23 protein-coding genes are annotated in these 18,226 nt (G+C 63.6%); 11 read left to right on the forward strand and 12 right to left on the reverse strand.

The features are described 5' to 3' along the window. Nucleotides 1-60: 60 nt before the first annotated feature. Entirely contained in the window at nt 61-1,851 is a 1,791-nt protein-coding gene (locus DM872_RS25725; RefSeq protein ID WP_179062061.1) for an acyclic terpene utilization AtuA family protein, read from the reverse strand. Between the two features lie 193 nt (nt 1,852-2,044). On the opposite strand from DM872_RS25725, the gene DM872_RS25730 reads away from it, so the two are divergent. Then, nucleotides 2,045-2,674: a TetR/AcrR family transcriptional regulator gene (locus DM872_RS25730; RefSeq protein ID WP_199824569.1), complete on the forward strand. Its 630-nt coding sequence runs from the start codon at nt 2,045-2,047 to the stop codon at nt 2,672-2,674. 108 nt (nt 2,675-2,782) lie between these two features. Then, nucleotides 2,783-3,604: a substrate-binding periplasmic protein gene (locus DM872_RS25735; RefSeq protein WP_179062062.1), complete on the forward strand. Its 822-nt coding sequence runs from the start codon at nt 2,783-2,785 to the stop codon at nt 3,602-3,604. Here DM872_RS25735 and DM872_RS25740 read toward each other — a convergent pair. The 3 genes from DM872_RS25740 to DM872_RS25750 form a co-directional block, all read right to left on the reverse strand. After that, complete coding sequence (locus DM872_RS25740; RefSeq protein ID WP_179062063.1) at nt 3,555-4,310, reverse strand: CPBP family intramembrane glutamic endopeptidase; 756 nt, start codon at nt 4,308-4,310, stop codon at nt 3,555-3,557. The genes DM872_RS25735 and DM872_RS25740 overlap by 50 nt on opposite strands. A gap of 52 nt (nt 4,311-4,362) precedes the next feature. Beyond that, nucleotides 4,363-4,530, reverse strand: coding sequence for a DUF2897 family protein (locus DM872_RS25745; protein WP_077526131.1), 168 nt, complete (start codon nt 4,528-4,530; stop codon nt 4,363-4,365). A 109-nt stretch (nt 4,531-4,639) separates the two neighbouring features. Continuing rightward, nucleotides 4,640-5,116: a multidrug/biocide efflux PACE transporter gene (locus DM872_RS25750; RefSeq protein WP_179062064.1), complete on the reverse strand. Its 477-nt coding sequence runs from the start codon at nt 5,114-5,116 to the stop codon at nt 4,640-4,642. A gap of 90 nt (nt 5,117-5,206) precedes the next feature. On the opposite strand from DM872_RS25750, the gene DM872_RS25755 reads away from it, so the two are divergent. The 3 genes from DM872_RS25755 to pyrF all read left to right on the forward strand — a co-directional run bounded on the left by DM872_RS25755 (nt 5,207) and on the right by pyrF (nt 7,791). Next, on the forward strand, nt 5,207-6,094 hold the full coding sequence (locus DM872_RS25755) for a LysR family transcriptional regulator (protein WP_179062065.1): 888 nt from the start codon (nt 5,207-5,209) through the stop codon (nt 6,092-6,094). Between the two features lie 44 nt (nt 6,095-6,138). Further along, nucleotides 6,139-6,882 (forward strand): ZIP family metal transporter, encoded by a 744-nt coding sequence (locus DM872_RS25760; RefSeq protein WP_179062066.1) that lies wholly within the window; start codon nt 6,139-6,141, stop codon nt 6,880-6,882. Nucleotides 6,883-7,092: 210 nt separating this feature from the next. Continuing rightward, nucleotides 7,093-7,791 (forward strand): orotidine-5'-phosphate decarboxylase, encoded by a 699-nt coding sequence (gene pyrF / locus DM872_RS25765; RefSeq protein WP_179062067.1) that lies wholly within the window; start codon nt 7,093-7,095, stop codon nt 7,789-7,791. A gap of 42 nt (nt 7,792-7,833) precedes the next feature. Here the strand turns inward: pyrF and DM872_RS25770 are convergent, their stop codons facing one another. Further along, on the reverse strand, nt 7,834-8,838 hold the full coding sequence (locus DM872_RS25770; RefSeq protein WP_179062068.1) for an NADP-dependent oxidoreductase: 1,005 nt from the start codon (nt 8,836-8,838) through the stop codon (nt 7,834-7,836). 226 nt (nt 8,839-9,064) lie between these two features. On the opposite strand from DM872_RS25770, the gene DM872_RS25775 reads away from it, so the two are divergent. Next, the gene (locus DM872_RS25775; RefSeq protein WP_179062069.1) at nt 9,065-9,826 is read left to right on the forward strand and encodes an SDR family oxidoreductase; all 762 of its coding nucleotides are present in this window, start codon (nt 9,065-9,067) and stop codon (nt 9,824-9,826) included. A 98-nt stretch (nt 9,827-9,924) separates the two neighbouring features. Here the strand turns inward: DM872_RS25775 and DM872_RS25780 are convergent, their stop codons facing one another. Then, nucleotides 9,925-11,139 (reverse strand): benzoate/H(+) symporter BenE family transporter, encoded by a 1,215-nt coding sequence (locus DM872_RS25780; RefSeq protein WP_179062070.1) that lies wholly within the window; start codon nt 11,137-11,139, stop codon nt 9,925-9,927. Continuing rightward, a complete protein-coding gene (locus DM872_RS25785; RefSeq protein WP_179062071.1) occupies nt 11,139-11,756 on the reverse strand; it encodes a LysE family translocator in 618 nt (205 codons plus the stop codon). Before DM872_RS25785 ends, DM872_RS25780 begins: the two co-directional genes overlap by 1 nt. A gap of 149 nt (nt 11,757-11,905) precedes the next feature. Between DM872_RS25785 and DM872_RS25790 the strand changes: the two genes are divergently transcribed. Beyond that, complete coding sequence (locus DM872_RS25790) at nt 11,906-12,535, forward strand: hypothetical protein (RefSeq protein ID WP_179062072.1); 630 nt, start codon at nt 11,906-11,908, stop codon at nt 12,533-12,535. On the opposite strand, the gene DM872_RS25795 is transcribed toward DM872_RS25790, so the two are convergent. Next, nucleotides 12,532-12,987, reverse strand: coding sequence for a MarR family winged helix-turn-helix transcriptional regulator (locus tag DM872_RS25795; RefSeq protein WP_179062073.1), 456 nt, complete (start codon nt 12,985-12,987; stop codon nt 12,532-12,534). The genes DM872_RS25790 and DM872_RS25795 overlap by 4 nt on opposite strands. Before the next feature lie 82 nt (nt 12,988-13,069). Between DM872_RS25795 and DM872_RS25800 the strand changes: the two genes are divergently transcribed. From DM872_RS25800 to DM872_RS25815, 4 genes are all read left to right on the forward strand, one after another. Continuing rightward, nucleotides 13,070-14,236, forward strand: a complete 1,167-nt coding sequence (locus DM872_RS25800; RefSeq protein ID WP_179062074.1) for an aminotransferase-like domain-containing protein — start codon at nt 13,070-13,072, stop codon at nt 14,234-14,236. Nucleotides 14,237-14,254: 18 nt separating this feature from the next. After that, nucleotides 14,255-14,857 carry a glutathione S-transferase family protein gene (locus DM872_RS25805; protein WP_179062075.1) on the forward strand — a complete coding sequence of 201 codons (603 nt, stop codon included), beginning with the start codon at nt 14,255-14,257 and terminating at the stop codon, nt 14,855-14,857. 261 nt (nt 14,858-15,118) lie between these two features. Then, nucleotides 15,119-15,580: a bacteriohemerythrin gene (locus DM872_RS25810; RefSeq protein ID WP_179062076.1), complete on the forward strand. Its 462-nt coding sequence runs from the start codon at nt 15,119-15,121 to the stop codon at nt 15,578-15,580. Between the two features lie 102 nt (nt 15,581-15,682). Further along, nucleotides 15,683-16,030, forward strand: coding sequence for a GFA family protein (locus DM872_RS25815; protein ID WP_179062077.1), 348 nt, complete (start codon nt 15,683-15,685; stop codon nt 16,028-16,030). Here DM872_RS25815 and DM872_RS25820 read toward each other — a convergent pair whose 3' ends face one another. The 4 genes from DM872_RS25820 to DM872_RS25835 all read right to left on the reverse strand — a co-directional run bounded on the left by DM872_RS25820 (nt 16,031) and on the right by DM872_RS25835 (nt 18,153). Next, nucleotides 16,031-16,243, reverse strand: coding sequence for a hypothetical protein (locus tag DM872_RS25820; protein WP_179062078.1), 213 nt, complete (start codon nt 16,241-16,243; stop codon nt 16,031-16,033). A 178-nt stretch (nt 16,244-16,421) separates the two neighbouring features. Beyond that, nucleotides 16,422-16,970 (reverse strand): GTP cyclohydrolase I FolE, encoded by a 549-nt coding sequence (folE, locus tag DM872_RS25825; protein WP_004422399.1) that lies wholly within the window; start codon nt 16,968-16,970, stop codon nt 16,422-16,424. A 224-nt stretch (nt 16,971-17,194) separates the two neighbouring features. After that, a complete protein-coding gene (locus DM872_RS25830; RefSeq protein WP_179062079.1) occupies nt 17,195-17,782 on the reverse strand; it encodes a Smr/MutS family protein in 588 nt (195 codons plus the stop codon). A gap of 50 nt (nt 17,783-17,832) precedes the next feature. Then, nucleotides 17,833-18,153 (reverse strand): hypothetical protein, encoded by a 321-nt coding sequence (locus tag DM872_RS25835; protein WP_179062080.1) that lies wholly within the window; start codon nt 18,151-18,153, stop codon nt 17,833-17,835. Nucleotides 18,154-18,226: the final 73 nt, after the last annotated feature.

An 18,226-nucleotide genomic window follows, 5' to 3' on the forward strand; every position in this document is an offset into this window, starting at 1 on the left:
ATCGCTCGTGCAGCGCCATTCGCCAGCAAGCTGGCTCCTACGGGCCGGGCGCCGTGTCGTTCATTGCAGGCTGTCGGCCAGGGCCTTGGGCACCGGCACCGGGAATTCCAGGAGTTGCTGGGCGAAGGCCTTGCCTTGCGGGTCGATGCGCAGGCTGGCGACACCGCCACCGCCGAGGGCGTTTTCCAGCAGGAAGTTCAGGCTATGACTGCCCGGCAGGTACCAGCGCGCCACGCGGCCGAGCTGCGGATCGAGCACGTGGTCCATCCAGTCGACCACGGCTTCCGGTGTCAGGGCTTCAGCAATCCAGGGCAGGTACTCGGGTTTGCGCGCCATTACACCGATGTTGCTGTGGTTGCCCTTGTCGCCGGAGCGCGCAACCGCCAGCTTCACCAGGGGGACGCTGGCGCTGGCCTGACCCTCTGCGGCAGGGGGAGTCAGGTCGTCGGCCAGGTCCGCGACGTCGAAATCGTGCAGGTTCGGCAGCTCGCAGGGAGTGCGCTGGCCATCCATTTCCACGTCGAGCTGGCAGGCGGACTTGTCCACCAGGAAGGAGAACAAGCGGATCACCGGGTAGACGGTGGGGCGACCACCAACGATGCCGGTGAGGCCCGGTGCCATGCCGGTCGCGGCCTGGGCGATCTCGCGGGAGAACAGCACCAGGGCGTCCTTGCGGCTGTGGCTGACGGCGATCTTTATCACCACTTCGCGGCTGTCCTGGCGCTGGCCGTGAGGACCATAGGTCGCTTCGCTGCCGAGCAACTCGATGTTCACATCCCGGTAGGGACCCCAACCGCGTTCGGCGAAGATCTCTTCGGTCTTGGCGATGATCGCGCGGCTGACCCGCTCGGCCTTCCTGACCGCATCGATGCCGGCCAGCAGGCAGCTGGCGGTGCAGCGGAACCCATCGGGGTAGGTGGCGCTGACCTTGTATTGCGGCGTCGGCGCCATCCCTCGGGCGCCCAGTACGCGCACGCGATTCGGGCCGGCCTGGTCGAGGGTGACGCGCGTAAAGTCGCACACCACGTCAGGGAGCAGGTAGGCGCGCGGGTCGCCGATCTCGTAGAGCATCTGCTCGCCGACGGAGAAAGGCGTGACCAGGCCGCCGGAACCTTCCGGCTTGGTCACGCAGAAACTGCCATCGGCCTCGACTTCGATGATGGGGAAGCCGATGTGTTCGTAGTCCGGCACCGACTCCCAGTCGGTGAAGTTTCCGCCGGTGCACTGGGCTCCGCACTCGATCAGGTGGCCGGCGAGGGCGGCCTGGGCGAGCTTGTCGTGATCCTCCCAGGACCAGTTGAACTCATGCACCAGCGCGGCACTGACCACCGCACTGTCCACCACGCGGCCGGTGATGACGATGTCGGCGCCCTGTTCCAGCGCGGCGACTATTCCTGGAGCGCCGAGGTAGGCGTTGACCGAGACGCACATGGGCGGGAGCGGGGCGTCCGTGAACATCTCGCGGACGCCGGATTTGGCCAGTTCGCCCAGCCGGGGCTGCAGGTTGTCGCCGTGCAGGACGGCGATCTTCAGCGTCACGCCGGCCTTTTCGCAGGCAGCGGCCAGGGCATTGGCGCAGGCGACCGGGTTCACTCCGCCGGCATTGCTGATCACGCGCACTTTTTTCTCGGCGATGGCCGGCAATAGGGGCGCGAGGACTTCGACGAAGTCGGTGGCGAAGCCGGCATTCGGGTCCTTCAGACGCGCCCCCGCCATGATCGACATGGTGATCTCGGCCAGGTAATCGAAGACCAGATAATCCAGTGTGGCGCCATGCACCAACTGGGCAGCAGCGGTGGAGGTGTCGCCCCAGAATGCAGAGGCGCAGCCGATGCGTACGGTTCTTGTCATTGGAGTATTCCGCAGCACTGATGGGTGATGGATCGAACACTACCAAGCAAGCGCTTGGTTGAAAAGTGCCTGCCAAGTTCTTTTTCACCCGAGCGCTTGCTTGGGCGCATTAGCCGGCATAGATTTCGTTAATCAAGACAGAGACTTGCGAACCATTCTTAAGTTGGAATGGCTGAGCGCAGCGGGGAAACGAATGAGCCTTGACGACGAAAAAGCCCAGGCGGTGATGCAGGAACTGGTTGCCAGTGGCCAGATCACCGACCCTGAAAGTGCCCGCGGCAAGCTGCTGCAGACCGCCGCCCACCTGTTCCGCAGCAAAGGTTACGAACGCACCACGGTGCGCGACCTGGCCAGCGCGGTAGGCATTCAGTCCGGCAGTATCTTCCACCACTTCAAAAGCAAGGATGAGATCCTGCGTTCGGTGATGGAGGAGACCGTCCTCTACAACACCGCGCTGATGCGTGCCTCGCTGGCGGAGGCTGGCGACTTGCGTGAGCGGGTGCTGGCGCTGATCCGCTGCGAACTTCAATCCATCATGGGCGGTACCGGCGAAGCCATGGCCGTGCTGGTATACGAGTGGCGTTCGCTGTCGGAGGAAGGGCAGCAGTACATCCTCCAGCTGCGCGAGGCCTATGAGCAACTCTGGCTGGGCGTTCTGGGGGAAGCGCGTGCCGAAGGGTATTTCACTGCTGACCCGTTCATCCTGCGGCGCTTCCTCACCGGTGCCTTGAGCTGGACCACCACCTGGTTCCGCCCGGAGGGTCCGATGACGCTTGACCAACTCGCCGAGCAGGCGCTGTCGCTGGTGATCAAGGACGCCTGACGGCAAATGTGACGTCCGTCACGTCCCGTTCTGGAGAACGTGGGTAGTTGCAACGTTAATCACGTACTCTGCGGCGCAGTGCCGTAACTGCAGGGAGCAGCTGTAGAGATGGAAGTTTGCAGGGGGTTGTCCCTGAAGGCGTTGTGGGTTGCCGTAGTCCTGCTGATTTCAGCGCCTGTGGTGGCGTCGCAGACCGTGCAGGTCGCCGGCGCGCATTTCCCACCCTACGTGATCAAGCCGGAATCGGCCGAAGCCAGTGGCCTGCTGCTGGACATGCTCGCTGCACTCAATGAGTTGCAGTCGGACTATCGCTTCGTCGTGCGGCCGACCGCTATTCCCCGGCGCTTCCGGGATTTCCAGGAAGGAAAGATCGACCTCGCTGTATTCGAAAATCCGGACTGGGGTTGGCAGGGGATTCCTGGCGCACGGATCGACCTGGGCCTGGAAGATGCCGAAATCTTCATCACCAAGGCTCAGCAGGGTCGTGACCAGCACTATTTCTCCAAGCTGACCGGCAAGCGCCTGGCACTCTACAACGGCTATCACTACGGCTTCGCCGGCTTCAATCCCGACCCTGAATTCCTCCAGCGCGAGTTCGACGCGAAGCTCACCTACTCCCACGACAGCAACCTGCGCATGCTGCTGCGGGAGCGGGCGGATATCGCCCTGGTGACGCGCTCTTACTTCAACGTCTACCTGGAGCAGAATCCGAGCCTGGCAGGCAGTTTCCTGGCCAGCGAACGGCTGGATCAGCGCTATCACCACTACGCTGTGCTGAGGCCGGGAGCGCCCATCAGCGCTGCGCAGTTTTCCGCTCTGCTGGACGAACTACGCAGCGGCGGCCAGTTGCAACGGATATTCGGGCGATACGGGGTGGTGGTCAGGCCAGCCGCAACGGATAGCTCAGTAGCAACAGATGGCAGAGATTGACCGCCAGATGCAGCGCAATGGCCAACGAGAGCCGGCCGCTGTAGTGGAACGCCAGGCCGTAACCCAAGCCGGCAACTGCCGCGACTAGCGCGAAGAGTGGGCTGAAGGGCAGGTGGACGGCCCCGAAGATCGCCGCCGTGAGCAGCACGCCCTTGCGCCCACCCAGCCAGGAAACCAGCATGGGCTGGAGCAGGCCGCGAAACACCAGTTCTTCTGCAAGCACCGTGGCCAGCAGGTTCACCGCCAGCCACTCCCAGATCATTGGCGGCCATTTCAGCTGCCAACCCACCAGGCCAATCGCCACGGCCAACGCTGGCACCAGCAACAGCGTTGCCAGCACAGCGAGCGCTGCCCGTTGCGTGGCTGGCGCGGGTAATGCCGGACGACCCAGCCAGCAGGCCAGCAGTGTCATGCCCACCAGCAACTTGTCCCACGACAGGCGCAAGGAATAGGGCGGAGCATCGGAACTCAATTGCTGTGGCTCAGCCAGGACCAGCGGGCTGAAGCCCGGCACCAGGTGGGCAGCCAACGCGATGGAGGAAAGCAGGGTGACCGTCAGCCAGAGCCGGGCTGGCAAGTGGTGTTCGGCGAGAACCCAGCCGGAGAAGGCGACCCCCGCCAGCAGCGCCCCCACTTCCACGCCACCCAGGCCCTGTCCGAGGGCGAGGACGACGAGCGGAAACAGCAGTTGCAAATGAAGCGGCATGCCACTTCCCTGTGGCGATGCCGCAGTCTGTTCTTCAGAAGAGGGCACGGGCTCAGCGGTCCTTGGCTTCCTTGGCATCCATTTCGGCATTGCGCTCGCGGATGCGCTTGAGTTGCTCTTCGGTCAGCGGCAGTTTCTTTGCCGTATCGCGCAACACCATCAGGCTACCGACTATGGAGCCGATGGCCAGGACCAGTATCAGCCAGGCATACCAGGGCATGATCATCTCCCGCGGAATGGGGTGGTTACTCTATTCGATTGTGCGCGCCTTTCCACGTTCCCGAGAATCATTCATTTCGATAGGCGGCTGCGCACGAGCCGCCTTCAGGTCAGCGGGAGCTGCATCCTCCGGCCTGTTCTGCCGGTACTTCCAGTAGACGGGCGCGCAGCGTGTCGTAGGTCCAGTTGAACAGCAGGGTGTAGGGCAGGAAGAACAGCAGCAGCCCGATATCCAGCACGAACGCCTCCAGCAGTCCGATCGACAGCCACCAGGCCGCCAGCGGCACCAGCACCAGGATCAGGCCCAGTTCGAACAGCACGGCGTGGATCATGCGCACCGACAGGGTGCGCTGAAATCCGATGCGCTCCTGGGCACGGTCGAACAGGCTGTTGAAGAGCATGTTCCAGAGCATCGCCACGGTGGAGAACATCAGGGTCAGCGCACCCATATGCGCCAGCGATTTGCCCAGTACCAGCGACAGTACGGGAGCGGTCAGCAGCACGGCCAGGCCCTCGAAGGCCAGGGCATGGAAAACCCGCTCCTTGATGGATTTGTTCAGGGCGGCGGTGGTGGTGGTCCGGGTCATGGTGCTCTCCTGGCTCCCAGTGAAGACATGCCCTGTATTCTCATCGGTCGATGGGATAGGGTTAAGTGAGACGCCATCGGGAAAACCGATATGAACTACTCGCCTGAATCCCTTGAAGCCTTTGCCCAGGCAGTCGCCCTTGGCTCCTTCAGTGCCGCTGCGCGCAAGCTGGGCAAGAGCCAGTCCACCGTCAGCGAAGCCATCGCCCGGTTGGAGATCGACCTTGGGCTGGAACTCTTCGATCGCAGCAGCCGACAGCCGCAGCTGACCGATGCCGGCCGCGCCCTGCTGGGGCGCGTCGATGAGATCCTCGCCGCATCCGACCGTTTGCAGCACGCTGCGGCGCAATTGGCGGGCGGGCTTGAACCTCGGGTCAGCCTGGCGCTGTCGGACGCCTACCAGTCGGCGCAGTACGAAGAGCGCCTGACGGAGCTGGATCAGCGCTACCCCGACCTCGAGTTCGAATGCCTGATCGCCGAGCATCACGACGTGATCGAACTGGTCGTACAAGGGCGCGCCACCCTGGGTCTGTTGGCGGCACAGGGCAGCTACCCGCCGGAGGTGGGCTCGGCGACCGTGGCCGAGCGGGCGGACTTCGGCTTGTTCGCGGCGAGGGAGCACCCGCTCGCACAGCTGGCCGATGTACGGGAAAGCGACCTTGCCGGCTGGCGGCTGCTGCGCCTGAATACCGTGGGCGACGCCATGGCGCTGGATGACGAGCTGCCGTTCAGCGGCGGCCGTTGCTGGTCGGCGCCGAGCTACCTGATGCTGCTGGATATGGCCAGCAACGGTTTTGGCTGGGCGGAGCTGCCGCGTTGGCTCGTCAGCGGCTACGCCAACGGACGCCTGAAGGAGTTACAGGTGCCCGGCTGGCCGCGCAGCCAGGCGGTGGATGTGGTCTGGTCCCGCCAGCGTCCGCTGGGGCCGGCCGCGAGCTGGTTGCTGGAGCGCCTGCTGGACCGTCCCTCGGTGCGCTGAAACCGTTCTGGTAGCCTTGGCCCGGTTGTTCAAGGAGGAAGGACATGCAGATTCCCGTCACCATTCAAGCCGGCCTCTGGGGCTGGCTCGCTGCCAGCAGCCTGTTGATCGGCGCCGCCATCGGCTTCCTGGTGAAGCTGCCGCAGAAGGTGGTGGCTTCGATCATGGCCTACGGCAGCGGCGTGCTGGTCGCTGCCCTCTGCTTCGGCCAGATTCCCGAAGCCGAACGCATCGGCGGTCTCTGGCCAACCATGGCGGGGCTGCTGGCCGGTGGTGCCGTGTTCGTCCTGGCCAGCCAGTACATCGATCACCTGGAGCGCCACCATCGCGGTAAGAGCAGCAACGGCGGAAGCGGTATGGTCGCCTTGCTGATCGCCGTCGGCGCCTTTCTCGATGGCATTCCCGAATCCCTCGGCTTGGGGTTGGGACTGCTGGACGGTGGCAAGGTCAGCCTGCTGATGCTGGTGGCGATCTTCCTGGCCAACCTGCCCGAAGGCCTGGCCAGTGCGGCGGGGCTGCGTGAGGAAAAGCGCAGCGGCTGGGTGGTGTTCGCGCTCTGGGGTGTGATCGCGTTGCTGTCCGGACTCGCGGCCATGGCCGGTCCGGGGCTGTTCGCCGACCTTCAGCCCCATTGGCTGGCCTTCGCCCTGGGATTCTCGGCAGGGGCGGTGTTGTGCATGCTGGTGGATACCCTGATCCCTGAGGCTTTCGAGAGTACTCACGCCTGGACGGGGCTGATCACGCTGGCGGGGTTTATGACGGCCTTTGCCCTCGATCATCTCGTCTGAGAGCCTGCCTACACGCTGCTGCGCGTCTGAAATACTGCGTTGAAAACGGCTTCGAAATGCTCATTTACAGCTCGTAGACTCCGCTTTCTCAGCCGTTTTCGCCTTGTCTTTCCATAGCTCGCGAGCGCGTAAACAGGCTCCATGAGGCAGCGGTGCGCGCCGGCTTCCGCTACAATGCGCGCCGTTTCCGATTCGTATGAGATTTCCTCCATGTCCGCCTGTCAGACGCCGATCATTGTCGCCCTCGACTTTCCTACCCGCGAAGCCGCGCTTCGGCTGGCCGACCAGCTGGATCCCAAGCTGTGCCGGGTCAAGGTGGGCAAGGAGCTGTTCACCAGCTGCGCTGCGGAAATCGTCTCGACCCTGCGTGACCGGGGCTTCGAGGTTTTCCTCGACCTGAAATTCCACGACATCCCCAACACCACGGCGATGGCGGTGAAGGCTGCTGCCGAGATGGGTGTGTGGATGGTCAACGTGCACTGCTCGGGTGGCCTGCGCATGATGGCCGCCTGCCGCGAGACCCTGGACAAGTTCAACGGCCCGAAGCCGCTGCTGATCGGCGTGACCGTGCTGACCAGCATGGAGCGCGAAGACCTGGCCGGCATCGGCCTCGATATCGAGCCCAAGGAACAGGTGCTGCGCTTGGCAGGCCTGGCCGACAAGGCCGGCATGGATGGCCTGGTGTGCTCGGCCCAGGAAGCCACCGACCTCAAGTCCGCCTATCCGCGCCTGCAACTGGTGACGCCGGGTATCCGCCCGGCCGGTAGCGCCCAGGATGACCAGCGCCGCATCCTCACCCCGCGCCAGGCCCTGGATGCCGGCTCCGACTACCTGGTGATCGGCCGTCCGATCAGCCAGGCTGCCGACCCGGCCAAGGCGCTGGCGGCAGTCGTCGCCGAACTGGCCTGATGCCGAAGGTGCGCTGCACACGCAGCGCACCTTTCATGCAATTCAGCGCACTTTCAACACCAGCTTTCCGAAGTTCTCTCCGCTGAACAGCCTGCCCAGGGTCTCCGGGAAGGTCTCCAGTCCGCTCACCACGTCTTCCTTGCTCTTCAGCTCGCCGCTGGCCAGCCAGCCGGCAATGTCCTTCACCGCTTCGCCGAAGCGCGGCGCGTAATCGAACACCACCATCCCTTCCATGCGTGCGCGGTTGACCAGCAGCGCCAGGTAGTTGGCCGGGCCCTTCACCGCTTCCTTGTTGTTGTACTGGCTGATCGCGCCGCAGATGACGATGCGCGCCTTGCGGTTGATGCGGGTGAGCACGGCATCGAGGATGTCGCCGCCGACGTTGTCGAAGTAGACGTCCACGCCCTTGGGGCATTCGCGCTTGAGGGCAGCGTGGAGGTCCTCGGCCTTGTAGTCGATGGCGCCGTCGAAGCCCAGTTCCTCCACCAGGTAGCGGCACTTGTCGGCACCGCCGGCGATGCCTACTACGCGGCAACCCTTGATCCGCGCGATCTGTCCGGCAACGCTGCCCACCGCGCCGGCGGCCCCCGAGATGACAACTGTTTCCCCGGCCTTTGGCTGGCCGACGTCAATCAGGGCGAAGTAGGCGGTCATGCCGGTCATGCCCAGGGCGGAAAGGTAGAGGGGCAGGGGAGCCTGGTTTGGGTCCACCTTGTGGAAGTCGCGTGGCTCGCCCAGGAAGTAGTCCTGCACGCCCACCACGCCGCTGACGTGATCGCCCACCTTGAAGTCCGGATGTCCGGAGGCCACCACCTTGCCGACGCCCAAGGCGCGCATCACCTCGCCTATCGCCACGGGTGCGATGTAGGAGCGGGCGTCATTCATCCAGCCGCGCATGGCTGGGTCCAGGGATAGATAAAGGTTCTCCACCAGTACCTGACCAGCAGCGGGTTCGCCAGCCGCGGTTTCCACATAAGAGAAGGTCTCGCGAGTGGCCGGACCGACCGGGCGCTGGGCGAGGAGAAACTGACGGTTGAGCGGGGACATGGCAGGAACTCCGGAAGAGGAAAGCCTTGGTGATAGTTCTTCGCCACAGCCAGGGCAAGTCCGTTGACCGGGCGGAATGTGCAGGCATGAATAATCGTGATCCTGCATGCCGTCGTTCATCATCAATCTGGATGGTGTGCTCACCAGAGCCCTGATGATGCTGACGCCCGGTGCCCGTCACTGACTAGACTTCGCCGCAGTTTCCATTCCCGTCGAGGATTCACAGATGAGCATGAAGTTCTCCGGCCAGGTTGCCCTGGTGACCGGCGCCGCCAACGGTATCGGCCGCGCCACTGCCCTGGCGTTTGCCGCCGAAGGGCTGAAGGTAGTGGTTTCCGACGTGGACGCTGCGGGTGGCGAAGGCACCGTGGGGCTGATTCGCGCCGCCGGTGGCGATGCACGCTTCATTCGCTGCGACGTGACCCGCGATGCGGAAGTCCAGGCACTGATGGAAGGTGTCGTGGCTGCTTACGGCCGCCTTGATTACGCCTTCAACAACGCTGGTATCGAGATCGAGAAGGGCAAGCTTGCCGAGGGCAGCGAGGCCGAGTTCGACGCCATCATGGGCGTCAACGTGAAGGGCGTGTGGCTCTGCATGAAGTACCAGATCCCGCTGTTGTTGGCCCAGGGCGGCGGTGCCATCGTCAACACCGCCTCGGTAGCGGGGCTGGGTGCCGCACCGAAGATGAGCATCTACGCCGCTTCCAAGCACGCGGTGATCGGCCTGACCAAGTCGGCTGCCGTCGAGTATGCGAAGAAGAAGGTACGGGTGAATGCCGTATGCCCGGCGGTGATCGACACCGATATGTTCCGCCGCGCCTACGAGGCCGACCCGAAGAAGGCCGAGTTCGTCGCCACCATGCACCCGGTGGGACGCATTGGCAAAGTGGAGGAAATCGCTGCGGCGGTGCTCTACCTCTGCTGCGACGCGGCAGGCTTCACTACCGGCCATGCGCTGGCGGTGGATGGTGGCGCCACGGCGATCTGAAGAACTGTAGGAGCGAGCTTGCTCGCGAACGGTTCCGACTTCGCGAGCAAGCTCGCTCCTACAAAGTTGCGAATTCAAGGCGCCTTGCGGCGCCTTTTTCATTTGTTCTTGCCACTGTCGACGTTGAGGATCAGTAAGGTCAGGACGCCGGCGATCAGCCCCCAGAAGGCCGAGCCGATCGACAGCAGCGTCATGCCCGAGGCGGTGACCATGAAGGTGATCAGCGCCGCCTCGCGTTCCTTGGCCTCCTGCATCGCTGCGGTCAGGCCATTGCTGATGGAGCCGAACAGCGCCAGGGCGGCGATGGACAGCACCAGCTCCTTGGGAAATGCGGCGAACAGCGCCGCCAGGGTTGCGCCGAAGGTCCCCGCAATGCCATAGAAAATCCCGCACCAGACCGCGGCCGTGTAGCGCTTGTTGCGGTCTTCATGGGCGTGGGGGCCTGTACAGATAGCCGCGCTGATGGCCGCCAGGTTGATGCCGTGGGAGCCGAATGGCGCCAACAGCAACGACGCGATGCCGGTGACCGAGATCAGCGGCGAAGCCGGCACTTGGTAACCATCGGCGCGCAGCACAGCGATGCCGGGGATGTTCTGCGATGCCATGGCCACCACGAACAACGGAATGCCGATGCTGATCACCGCCGTGACGGAGAAGTCCGGCGTCGTCCACACCGGTTCGGCCAGGGCGAACTCGAAGCCGCTGAAATCCAGTAGGCCGAGAGCGGCCGCCATCACGCAGCCCACCACCAGGGCCACCAGCACCGCGTAGCGCGGTTGCAGGCGCTTGAACACCAGGTAGCTGAAGAACATTGCCAGCACCAGGGCGGTGCGGTGCTGGGCAGCGATGAAGATCTCGCTGCCGATCTTGAACAGGATGCCGGCCAATAACGCGGCCGCCAGTGACCCCGGCAGGCGGCGCATCAACCGCTCGAAACCACCGGTCAATCCCACCAGGGCGAGCAGGGCGGCGCAGACGATGAAGGCGCCGATTGCCTCGCCGTAGCTCACGCCCGGCAGGCTGGTGATCAGCAGGGCAGCGCCGGGCGTGGACCAGGCAACGACGATGGGCGTGCGGTAGCGCAGCGAGAGTCCGATGGTCGTCAGCGCCATGCCGATGGACAGCGCCCAGATCCAGGAGGAGATCTGCGCGCTGCTGAGCCCCGCAGCCTGTCCCGCCTGGAACATCAACACCAGGGAGCTGGTGTAGCCGGTGAGCATGGCGATGAAACCCGCCACGATGGCCGATGGCGAGGAGTCGGCCAGGGGACGAAGGCGCGTCGGGTTGGCCGGGGTTTCCGAAGTTGAGGTCATCAGATCTTTCCGTGGACGTCGACCAGGATGGGATAGAGCGAAGCCACCAGCAGCAGGGCCATGCCGATGTTGAACAGGCGCAGTATGCGCGGTTCGGACAACCAGCGGCGCAGCAGGCTGCCGGCGATTGTCCAGAGTCCGACGCTGGGGCAGTTGACCAGGGCGAACAGGGCGGCGATCAGAACCACGTTGACCACGAAGTTGTCCTGCGGGGTATAGGTGGTGATGGCGCCGATAGCCATGACCCAGGCCTTGGGGTTGACCCACTGGAAGGCTGCCGCCTGGAGGAAGGTAAAGGGCTTCGGCCGCTTCTCGGCGTTGCCGGCATCCGGTGCGCCGGAGCCGGCGATCTTCCAGGCCAGGTAGAGCAGGTAGGCCGCGCCGATGTAGCGCAGCGCGGTGTAGAGCAGGGGGACCTGCTGGAATACCTGGGACAATCCCAGGCCGACGCACATCACCAGCACCATGAAGCCGAGGCTGATGCCGAGCATATGCGGCAGGCTGCGGCGTACCCCGAAGTTCACCCCGGAAGCGAGCAGCATCATGTTGTTGGGGCCGGGCGTCACGGAAGTGACGAAGGCGAAGAGGATGAAGGCGAAGATCAGTTCCAGGCTCATGGGCGGTCACCTTGTCGTTGTGCCAGCAGACTACGACTAGGCGTGCCGCAACGTCCCGATACAGCAACGCACGGGTTGAGCAATACAGTCGGTTGGCACCCTGGGTATCTGCGGCTACTGTGATGCTTTTGCCGCCTGGAGTGATGCACATGGACGAGAACCCCTACGCCGCCCCTCGTGTGGATCTGGTGGAGGACGCGGGGCCCCGCCAGATGAACGGCTGGACGCCGGGGCATTTGAGACTGATGGGCTGGCTGAGCCTGGCCTGTGCACTGGGTACCCTCATCCTCACGGGTATTGCCGTGGCCGCCGGCGCCACCGAAGACCCGCTGATGACCCGTCTCTCCGACTGGATCGGCGCGGCGCTGACACTGCTGGGCTGCTACCTGCTGATCCGCCTGAAGCTGTTCGCCGAGGCACGCTTTTCTGCCGAGGGGCTGGCGCCGCCGGTCTGGGCGGTGATCATCGGGAGCCTGGCGATCGAACTGCTGGATGTCCTGATGGGCGATGCCAGCACTGAACCGGGCTGGCCCATGCTGTTCTACTTCGGTGCGATTGCCGTGCTCGGCGCCTTGACCGCCTGGCTCGGGGTGCGCCTGCTCAAGGTGCAGAACGCCTATCCGGCTTTCAGGGTGATGGGCTGGCTGGACCTGGTGGGCGGCATCATGATGGCCACCATCGTATTGATGCTGTTGGGGCTGCTGCCGCTGATCGCCGGCAACCTGGCGATGATGCTGGTGTTTTTCCGCGGCGCGCGAGAACTGGAGCCGTCCAGCTAACCCTCGGCGGATTCCGTCTGCCGCGCGGTGCAGAGCGCCTGGTTGACCTCCAGCCAGCCGCGTACCGCTTCTTCCCCAGCCTCGCCAAAGGCGCGTTGCAGCAGTCGCGCCTGTTCCCGGCGCAAGGCCTGTTCCAGTCTGGCGCCTTCGGCGGTGAACCCCAGTAGGCGCTTACGTTTGTCGTCGTCGGCAGCGACGCTTTCCACCAGTTTCATCTCGATCAGCTGTCGCAGCGGCGTGTTCAGTGCCTGCTTGGTCACGCCCAGGTAGCCCAGCAATTCCTTGACGCTCAGCCCGGGGTACTTGGCGATGAAGAACAGGATGCGGTGGTGCACCCGCGACAGGCCTCGGCGGGCGAGGATTTCGTCCGGCTTGCTGGTGAAGGCCTGGTAGCCGAAGAAGAAGGCTTCCATGGCGGCTTGCTGAATGCTGGGATTTTTCAGGTCAAGCATATTGACGTATCTGTCGTGGTCGTCGTAGTTTCGGTCAAGCAGTTTGACTTAATTTCCTCGCTTCCGCACCCGGTGACAATCCATGGCCTTCTCCGAACGCATCGCCCGCCTGAAAAGCTCCCTGATCCGCGAAATCCTTGCCGCCGCCCAGCGTCCGGAAGTGATGTCGTTCGCTGGAGGCCTGCCAGCCGAGCCGATGCTGCCGAAAGTGGACTGGGACGAGATGCCGGCCAGCATGGGCCAGTACGGCATGAGCGAGGGCGAGCCGGCGCTGCGCGAAGCCATCGCCGCCGAAGCGCGTGCCCTGGGCGTGCACTGCGAGGCGAGCCAGGTATTGATCGTCAGTGGCTCGCAGCAGACCCTGGACCTGGCGTCCAAGCTGTTCATCGATCCGGGCACCGAAGTGCTGCTGGAAGCCCCGACCTACCTGGCGGCCCTCCAGGCATTCCAGCTGTTCGGCGCTGATTGCATCGCCGTTCCCCAGGAAGCTGATGGCCCCGAAATCGCGGCCCTGCGCCAGCGTCTGGAACAGCACAAGCCTTCCTTCGCCTATCTGATTCCGACCTTCCAGAATCCGTCCGGTACCCGCTACAGCGAGGCCAAGCGTGATGCGGTCGCTGCACTGCTGGACGAGTTCGGCGTCACCCTGATCGAAGACGAGCCCTACCGTGAGCTGGTGTTCGACGAAGGCAGCGCCACGCCCATCGTCAGCCGCCTGAAGAAGGCCAGCTGGATCTACACCGGTACCGTTTCCAAGACCTTGCTGCCGGGTCTGCGTGTGGGCTTCCTGATTGCCACCCCGGATCTCTTCCCGCACCTGCTGCGCCTGAAGCAGTCCGCCGACCTGCACACCAACCGCATCGGCCAGTGGCAGGCGTTGCAATGGTTCGGCACCGAACAGTACCGCCAGCACCTGGCCGAGCTGCGTGATTTCTATCGCGTGCGTCGCGATTCCATGCAAGCCGCACTGGAGGAACATTTCGGTGAGCTGGCCACCTGGGAAATTCCCCAGGGCGGGCTGTTCTTCTGGCTGACCCTGAAACAGCCGCTGGACACTCGCACGCTGCTCAAGCCGGCGCTGGAACAGAATGTCGCCTTCATGCCGGGCGAACCGTTCTTCATCGACCCGGACAAGCACCCGGGTCACCTGCGCCTGAACTTCAGCCATGTGGCGCCTGAGCGCCTGGGCGAAGGTCTGAAACGACTCGCAGGCGTCATCCGCCAGGCCCAGGCTGCGGAAGCTGCCTGACCACAGAGGGGTAGAGCGATGTACAAGGTTTACGGCGACTACAAATCCGGCAACTGCTACAAGGTCAAGCTGATCCTCAATCTGCTCGGCCTGCCGTACCAGTGGGTGCCGGTGGACATCCTCAAGGGCGAGACCGAGCGCCCTGAATTTCTCGAGAAGAACCCCAATGGCAAGATCCCGGTCCTGGAGCTGGAAGACGGCACCACGCTCTGGGAATCCAACGCCATCCTGAACTTCCTCGCCGAAGGCAGCGACCTGTTGCCCGCGGAGCCGCGCCTGCGCACCCAGGTGCTGCAATGGCAGTTCTTCGAGCAGTACAGCCACGAGCCCTATGTCGCGGTGGCGCGCTTCATCCAGCTCTACAAGGGCATGCCGGAAGATCGTCTGGAGGAGTACAAGGTCTGCCAGGTGCGCGGGAACAAGGCGCTGAAGGTGATGGAGAAGCAGCTGCAGCGCACGCCGTACCTGGTGGGGGATCGCTACTCCATCGCTGATATCGCCCTCTATGCCTACACCCATGTGGCCCATGAAGGCGGATTCGACCTGTCCGGCTACCCGGCGATCCTCGCCTGGCTGGACCGCGTGGCCAGCCATCCCCGGCATGTGGGGATGTTCGACTGAAGTTATCTGATCTATGAAGAAGCCGGCGCAAGCCGGCTTCTTCGTTTCTGGCGAACAGTGGGCGCGTGGCGGATATCCGTTGCTCCGGGCTGTGCGGTGACCCCTATCAGCGAACCCGCGCGGTGACTCGAAAGCCTGTTCACGTCTGCAGGTTGTTCTCATCTTATTGATTGGAATCAAGATTTTTCCCACTGCCAGCCACTAGCCTACCGGCCGTTTCGATCTTTCAGACAACGCCGGGCGGCACGGTGAGGAGAACAAGTGGTGTATCTCGAGTGGGAAAGTGATCTGGACACCGGCATCGAAGTCATCGATGGCCAGCACAAGCGCATCGTCGAGATGATCAATGGATTGCATGCCGCCCAATTGCAGATGGACAAGGCAGCTGTGGCACGGGTGATCGAGGAAGTGGTCGACTACACGCTGTCGCACTTCGCCTTCGAGGAAACCCTGCTGGAAGATGCCGGCTACCAGTTCAGCCGGGCGCACAAGAAGGTCCACGAACTGTTCATCCGGCGGGTCAACGTGTTCCGCACGCGTCATCAGGCCGGTGATGACGTGGCCGACGAGCTCAAGGATCTGCTTGGTCGCTGGCTGTTCAATCACATCCGTAATGACGACGCCAACTACGTCGAAGCGGTCAAGGCCAACATGCAGCAGTTGACGCGGGACGACAGCAACGGCGGCTGGCTTTCGCGCTCGATGAGGCGATTCTTCGGTTGAGGGCAGGCCGCAGCCTGGTTTCTGCATTCATGGCGGACCTTCCAGCCTTGTACTAAGTTGGACGCTCCAGCCTGCCAACAGGCGTTTCCGGGAGTGTCGACCATGAAATACCGAGGCAGTTGTCACTGCGGGAAGATCGCCTTTGAAGTGGAAGGCAACCTGGAGCAGGTCATGGAGTGCAACTGCTCCTTGTGCAGTCGGCGCGGCTATCTGCTCTGGTTTGTCCCGCGCGAGCAGCTCAGGCTCGCCACGCCCGAGTTCGATCTTTCCACCTACCGCTTCAACCGCATGCACATCGCCCATCATTTCTGCGCCAACTGTGGCTGCGCGCCCTTCGGCGAAGCGACCGATCCCAAAGGCAAGGCCATGGCGGCAGTGAATGTCCGCTGTCTGGAGGATGTTCCCGTCGACGGGCTCAAGGTGGTGAAGGTGGACGGCAAGAGCTTCTAGTCAGAAGCTCAGGCAGCTCACCAGGCCGCTGTCGAAAAGTTTTCCCAGCGCTTCTTCGGCCTCTGCCTCATCTTCAGCGGCCAGAAGCCATTCGCCGCTTGCTCGCGCTTCCAATTGGCCGCCCAAGGCGAGGCTGTGCAAATAAGGCAGCAGGTGCCGGGTGTTCTGGCGCGAAGCGCGGATCAGTATCGGGTGGGGAGTTGCGGTCGACATGGTCCATCTCCTTCCATTCGGCATGTGATGGGGTGGTCTCTGGAATGCCAGATTGCGCGACATCCCGGAGAATCCCGATATCCAATTGCCTGGAAAAATCCCTGACCAATAGTCCCGGCACTTTGGCGCGGCAACAAAAAAGCCGGCTTGCGCCGGCTTTTTCGGGGACAGCGATAACTCAGTTGTTGATCAGGCTGAGGAATTCGCTGCGGGTGGCGGCGTTCTCGCGGAACTCGCCGAGCATCACCGAGGTGACCATGGAGGAGTTCTGCTTCTCAACACCGCGCATCATCATGCACATGTGCTGGGCTTCGATGACCACGGCCACGCCAAGAGCGCCGGTGACCTGTTGCACGGCTTCGGCGATCTGGCGGCTGAGGTTTTCCTGAATCTGCAGCCGGCGGGCGAACATGTCGACGATGCGCGCGACCTTGGACAGGCCCAATACCTTGCCGTTGGGGATATAGGCCACGTGGGCCTTGCCGATGAACGGCAGCAGGTGGTGTTCGCAGAGCGAGTACAGCTCGATGTTCTTCACCAGCACCATTTCGCTGTTGTCGGAGCTGAACAGGGCGCCGTTGGTGACTTCCTCCAGCGTCTGCTGGTAGCCGCGGCAGAGGTACTGCATTGCCTTGGCGGCGCGCTTCGGGGTATCGAGCAGGCCTTCGCGGGAGACATCCTCGCCGAGCTGGCCGAGGATCGCGGTGTAATGCTGTTCCAGGGACATGGAAATTCCTGTGGGGATTTACGCAAAGGCGCAGGGTAGGGCGCGAAGGGGCGGCTGGCAAGGGCACCATGCGCCAGTGCGAGTCATTTTTCAGGCACGGGCAGACGGTTGGCCCAGTGCTCCGCCCAATCCGCGAGGGACAAGCAGTGTTGTAACAGTTCTTCGCCATCCACCCTCAGGCAGCAACCCGCCTCACCATTTTCCGACGCGCAGCAGATCCGTGGTTATTCGTCGCGACCGTCGAGCATGGTCCGACGCAGCATCACATAGACGGCGCCGGTGCCGCCGTGCTTCGGCAGGCAGGAGGTGAAGCCGAGCACCTGCGGGTGCTGGCGCAGCCAGGTGTTGACGTGGCTCTTGATCAGCGGTCGCTTGCCGTCCAGGCGTGCCGCCTTGCCATGGGTCACACGCACGCAACGCACTTCGAAGCGGGTGGCTTCGGCAATGAAGTCCCAGAGTGTTTCGCGGGCCTTTTCCACGGTCATGCCATGCAGGTCGAGGCTGCCGTCGAAGCCGATCTGGCCTTGTTTGAGTTTGCGCATCTGGCCTTCCTGCACGCCGTCCCGGGCCCAGTGCAGTTCGTCTTCGGCGCCGACGTCGATGACGAACTGATCGGACAGGCCGTCGACCTTGACGTTGGCCACGCTGAGGGTCGCATTCTGCCGACGGTTGGCCATCTGCTTCTGGTCAGCGCGTACCTTGCCGGTGTCGGCGCGATCATTCTGGATGCGCTTCACGCCGCGCATCTGGTCGGCGAACAAGGAACTTTCGTCGTCGTTCCAGGAGTCGTTTTTCTGGGTGTCGTCTTGCATGCAGGCCTCCGCGAAGGGCGGCTAGTTTACCCAAATGACTCGTGCGAGGCTCAGTCGCGTTTCTTCATCAGATGGGGCGACATGCTGAGGCCGTCGCGGCGCCGCGAACGCCGCCGGCAGAGGCGCCAGGCGAGTATGCCGATCCAGAGGAAGAGCAGGCCGAAGAGCAGCAGCACGATCGCCGCGCCAGTGCTGTCGTTGAGGGGGCCGAGGGCAGGGGAGCGGCCAAGGAGGGTGGCGGTGCCGGCCATTGCCAGCAGCACGCCAAACACGGCGAAGAGCGCGGACAGGGCCGCTGCGAATCGCCAGCGCCAGCTACCTGGGCCCCGTGGGCGGAGGCGGCGGGCATCGAAACCATCGGATAACTTCATCCGGACGTCCTCTTACTTGATCGGGGTATGACCGGCGCCAGCTGGCGGTTGTTCCGGTCCACCCCGTCGCGGA

The organism is Pseudomonas taiwanensis, from assembly GCF_013393345.1.
In the GTDB taxonomy this organism is placed as follows: domain Bacteria; phylum Pseudomonadota; class Gammaproteobacteria; order Pseudomonadales; family Pseudomonadaceae; genus Metapseudomonas; species Metapseudomonas resinovorans_C.

Excerpts from the sequence above, each read along its gene's own strand:
- DM872_RS25725 (WP_179062061.1), bottom strand. The coding sequence starts at position 1,851 with ATGACAAGAACCGTACGCATCGGCTGCGCCTCTGCATTCTGGGGCGAC.
- DM872_RS25785 (WP_179062071.1), bottom strand. The coding sequence starts at position 11,756 with ATGAGCCTGGAACTGATCTTCGCCTTCATCCTCTTCGCCTTCGTCACT.
- DM872_RS25820 (WP_179062078.1), bottom strand. The coding sequence starts at position 16,243 with ATGTCGACCGCAACTCCCCACCCGATACTGATCCGCGCTTCGCGCCAG.
- DM872_RS25755 (WP_179062065.1), top strand. The coding sequence starts at position 5,207 with ATGAACTACTCGCCTGAATCCCTTGAAGCCTTTGCCCAGGCAGTCGCC.
- DM872_RS25740 (WP_179062063.1), bottom strand. The coding sequence starts at position 4,310 with ATGCCGCTTCATTTGCAACTGCTGTTTCCGCTCGTCGTCCTCGCCCTC.
- DM872_RS25730 (WP_199824569.1), top strand. The coding sequence starts at position 2,045 with ATGAGCCTTGACGACGAAAAAGCCCAGGCGGTGATGCAGGAACTGGTT.
- DM872_RS25760 (WP_179062066.1), top strand. The coding sequence starts at position 6,139 with ATGCAGATTCCCGTCACCATTCAAGCCGGCCTCTGGGGCTGGCTCGCT.
- DM872_RS25835 (WP_179062080.1), bottom strand. The coding sequence starts at position 18,153 with ATGAAGTTATCCGATGGTTTCGATGCCCGCCGCCTCCGCCCACGGGGC.
- DM872_RS25790 (WP_179062072.1), top strand. The coding sequence starts at position 11,906 with ATGGACGAGAACCCCTACGCCGCCCCTCGTGTGGATCTGGTGGAGGAC.
- DM872_RS25770 (WP_179062068.1), bottom strand. The coding sequence starts at position 8,838 with ATGTCCCCGCTCAACCGTCAGTTTCTCCTCGCCCAGCGCCCGGTCGGT.
- pyrF (WP_179062067.1), top strand. The coding sequence starts at position 7,093 with ATGTCCGCCTGTCAGACGCCGATCATTGTCGCCCTCGACTTTCCTACC.
- DM872_RS25750 (WP_179062064.1), bottom strand. The coding sequence starts at position 5,116 with ATGACCCGGACCACCACCACCGCCGCCCTGAACAAATCCATCAAGGAG.
- DM872_RS25795 (WP_179062073.1), bottom strand. The coding sequence starts at position 12,987 with ATGCTTGACCTGAAAAATCCCAGCATTCAGCAAGCCGCCATGGAAGCC.
- DM872_RS25815 (WP_179062077.1), top strand. The coding sequence starts at position 15,683 with ATGAAATACCGAGGCAGTTGTCACTGCGGGAAGATCGCCTTTGAAGTG.
- DM872_RS25735 (WP_179062062.1), top strand. The coding sequence starts at position 2,783 with ATGGAAGTTTGCAGGGGGTTGTCCCTGAAGGCGTTGTGGGTTGCCGTA.
- DM872_RS25775 (WP_179062069.1), top strand. The coding sequence starts at position 9,065 with ATGAGCATGAAGTTCTCCGGCCAGGTTGCCCTGGTGACCGGCGCCGCC.
- DM872_RS25830 (WP_179062079.1), bottom strand. The coding sequence starts at position 17,782 with ATGCAAGACGACACCCAGAAAAACGACTCCTGGAACGACGACGAAAGT.
- DM872_RS25800 (WP_179062074.1), top strand. The coding sequence starts at position 13,070 with ATGGCCTTCTCCGAACGCATCGCCCGCCTGAAAAGCTCCCTGATCCGC.
- DM872_RS25780 (WP_179062070.1), bottom strand. The coding sequence starts at position 11,139 with ATGACCTCAACTTCGGAAACCCCGGCCAACCCGACGCGCCTTCGTCCC.
- DM872_RS25805 (WP_179062075.1), top strand. The coding sequence starts at position 14,255 with ATGTACAAGGTTTACGGCGACTACAAATCCGGCAACTGCTACAAGGTC.
- DM872_RS25745 (WP_077526131.1), bottom strand. The coding sequence starts at position 4,530 with ATGCCCTGGTATGCCTGGCTGATACTGGTCCTGGCCATCGGCTCCATA.
- folE (WP_004422399.1), bottom strand. The coding sequence starts at position 16,970 with ATGTCCCTGGAACAGCATTACACCGCGATCCTCGGCCAGCTCGGCGAG.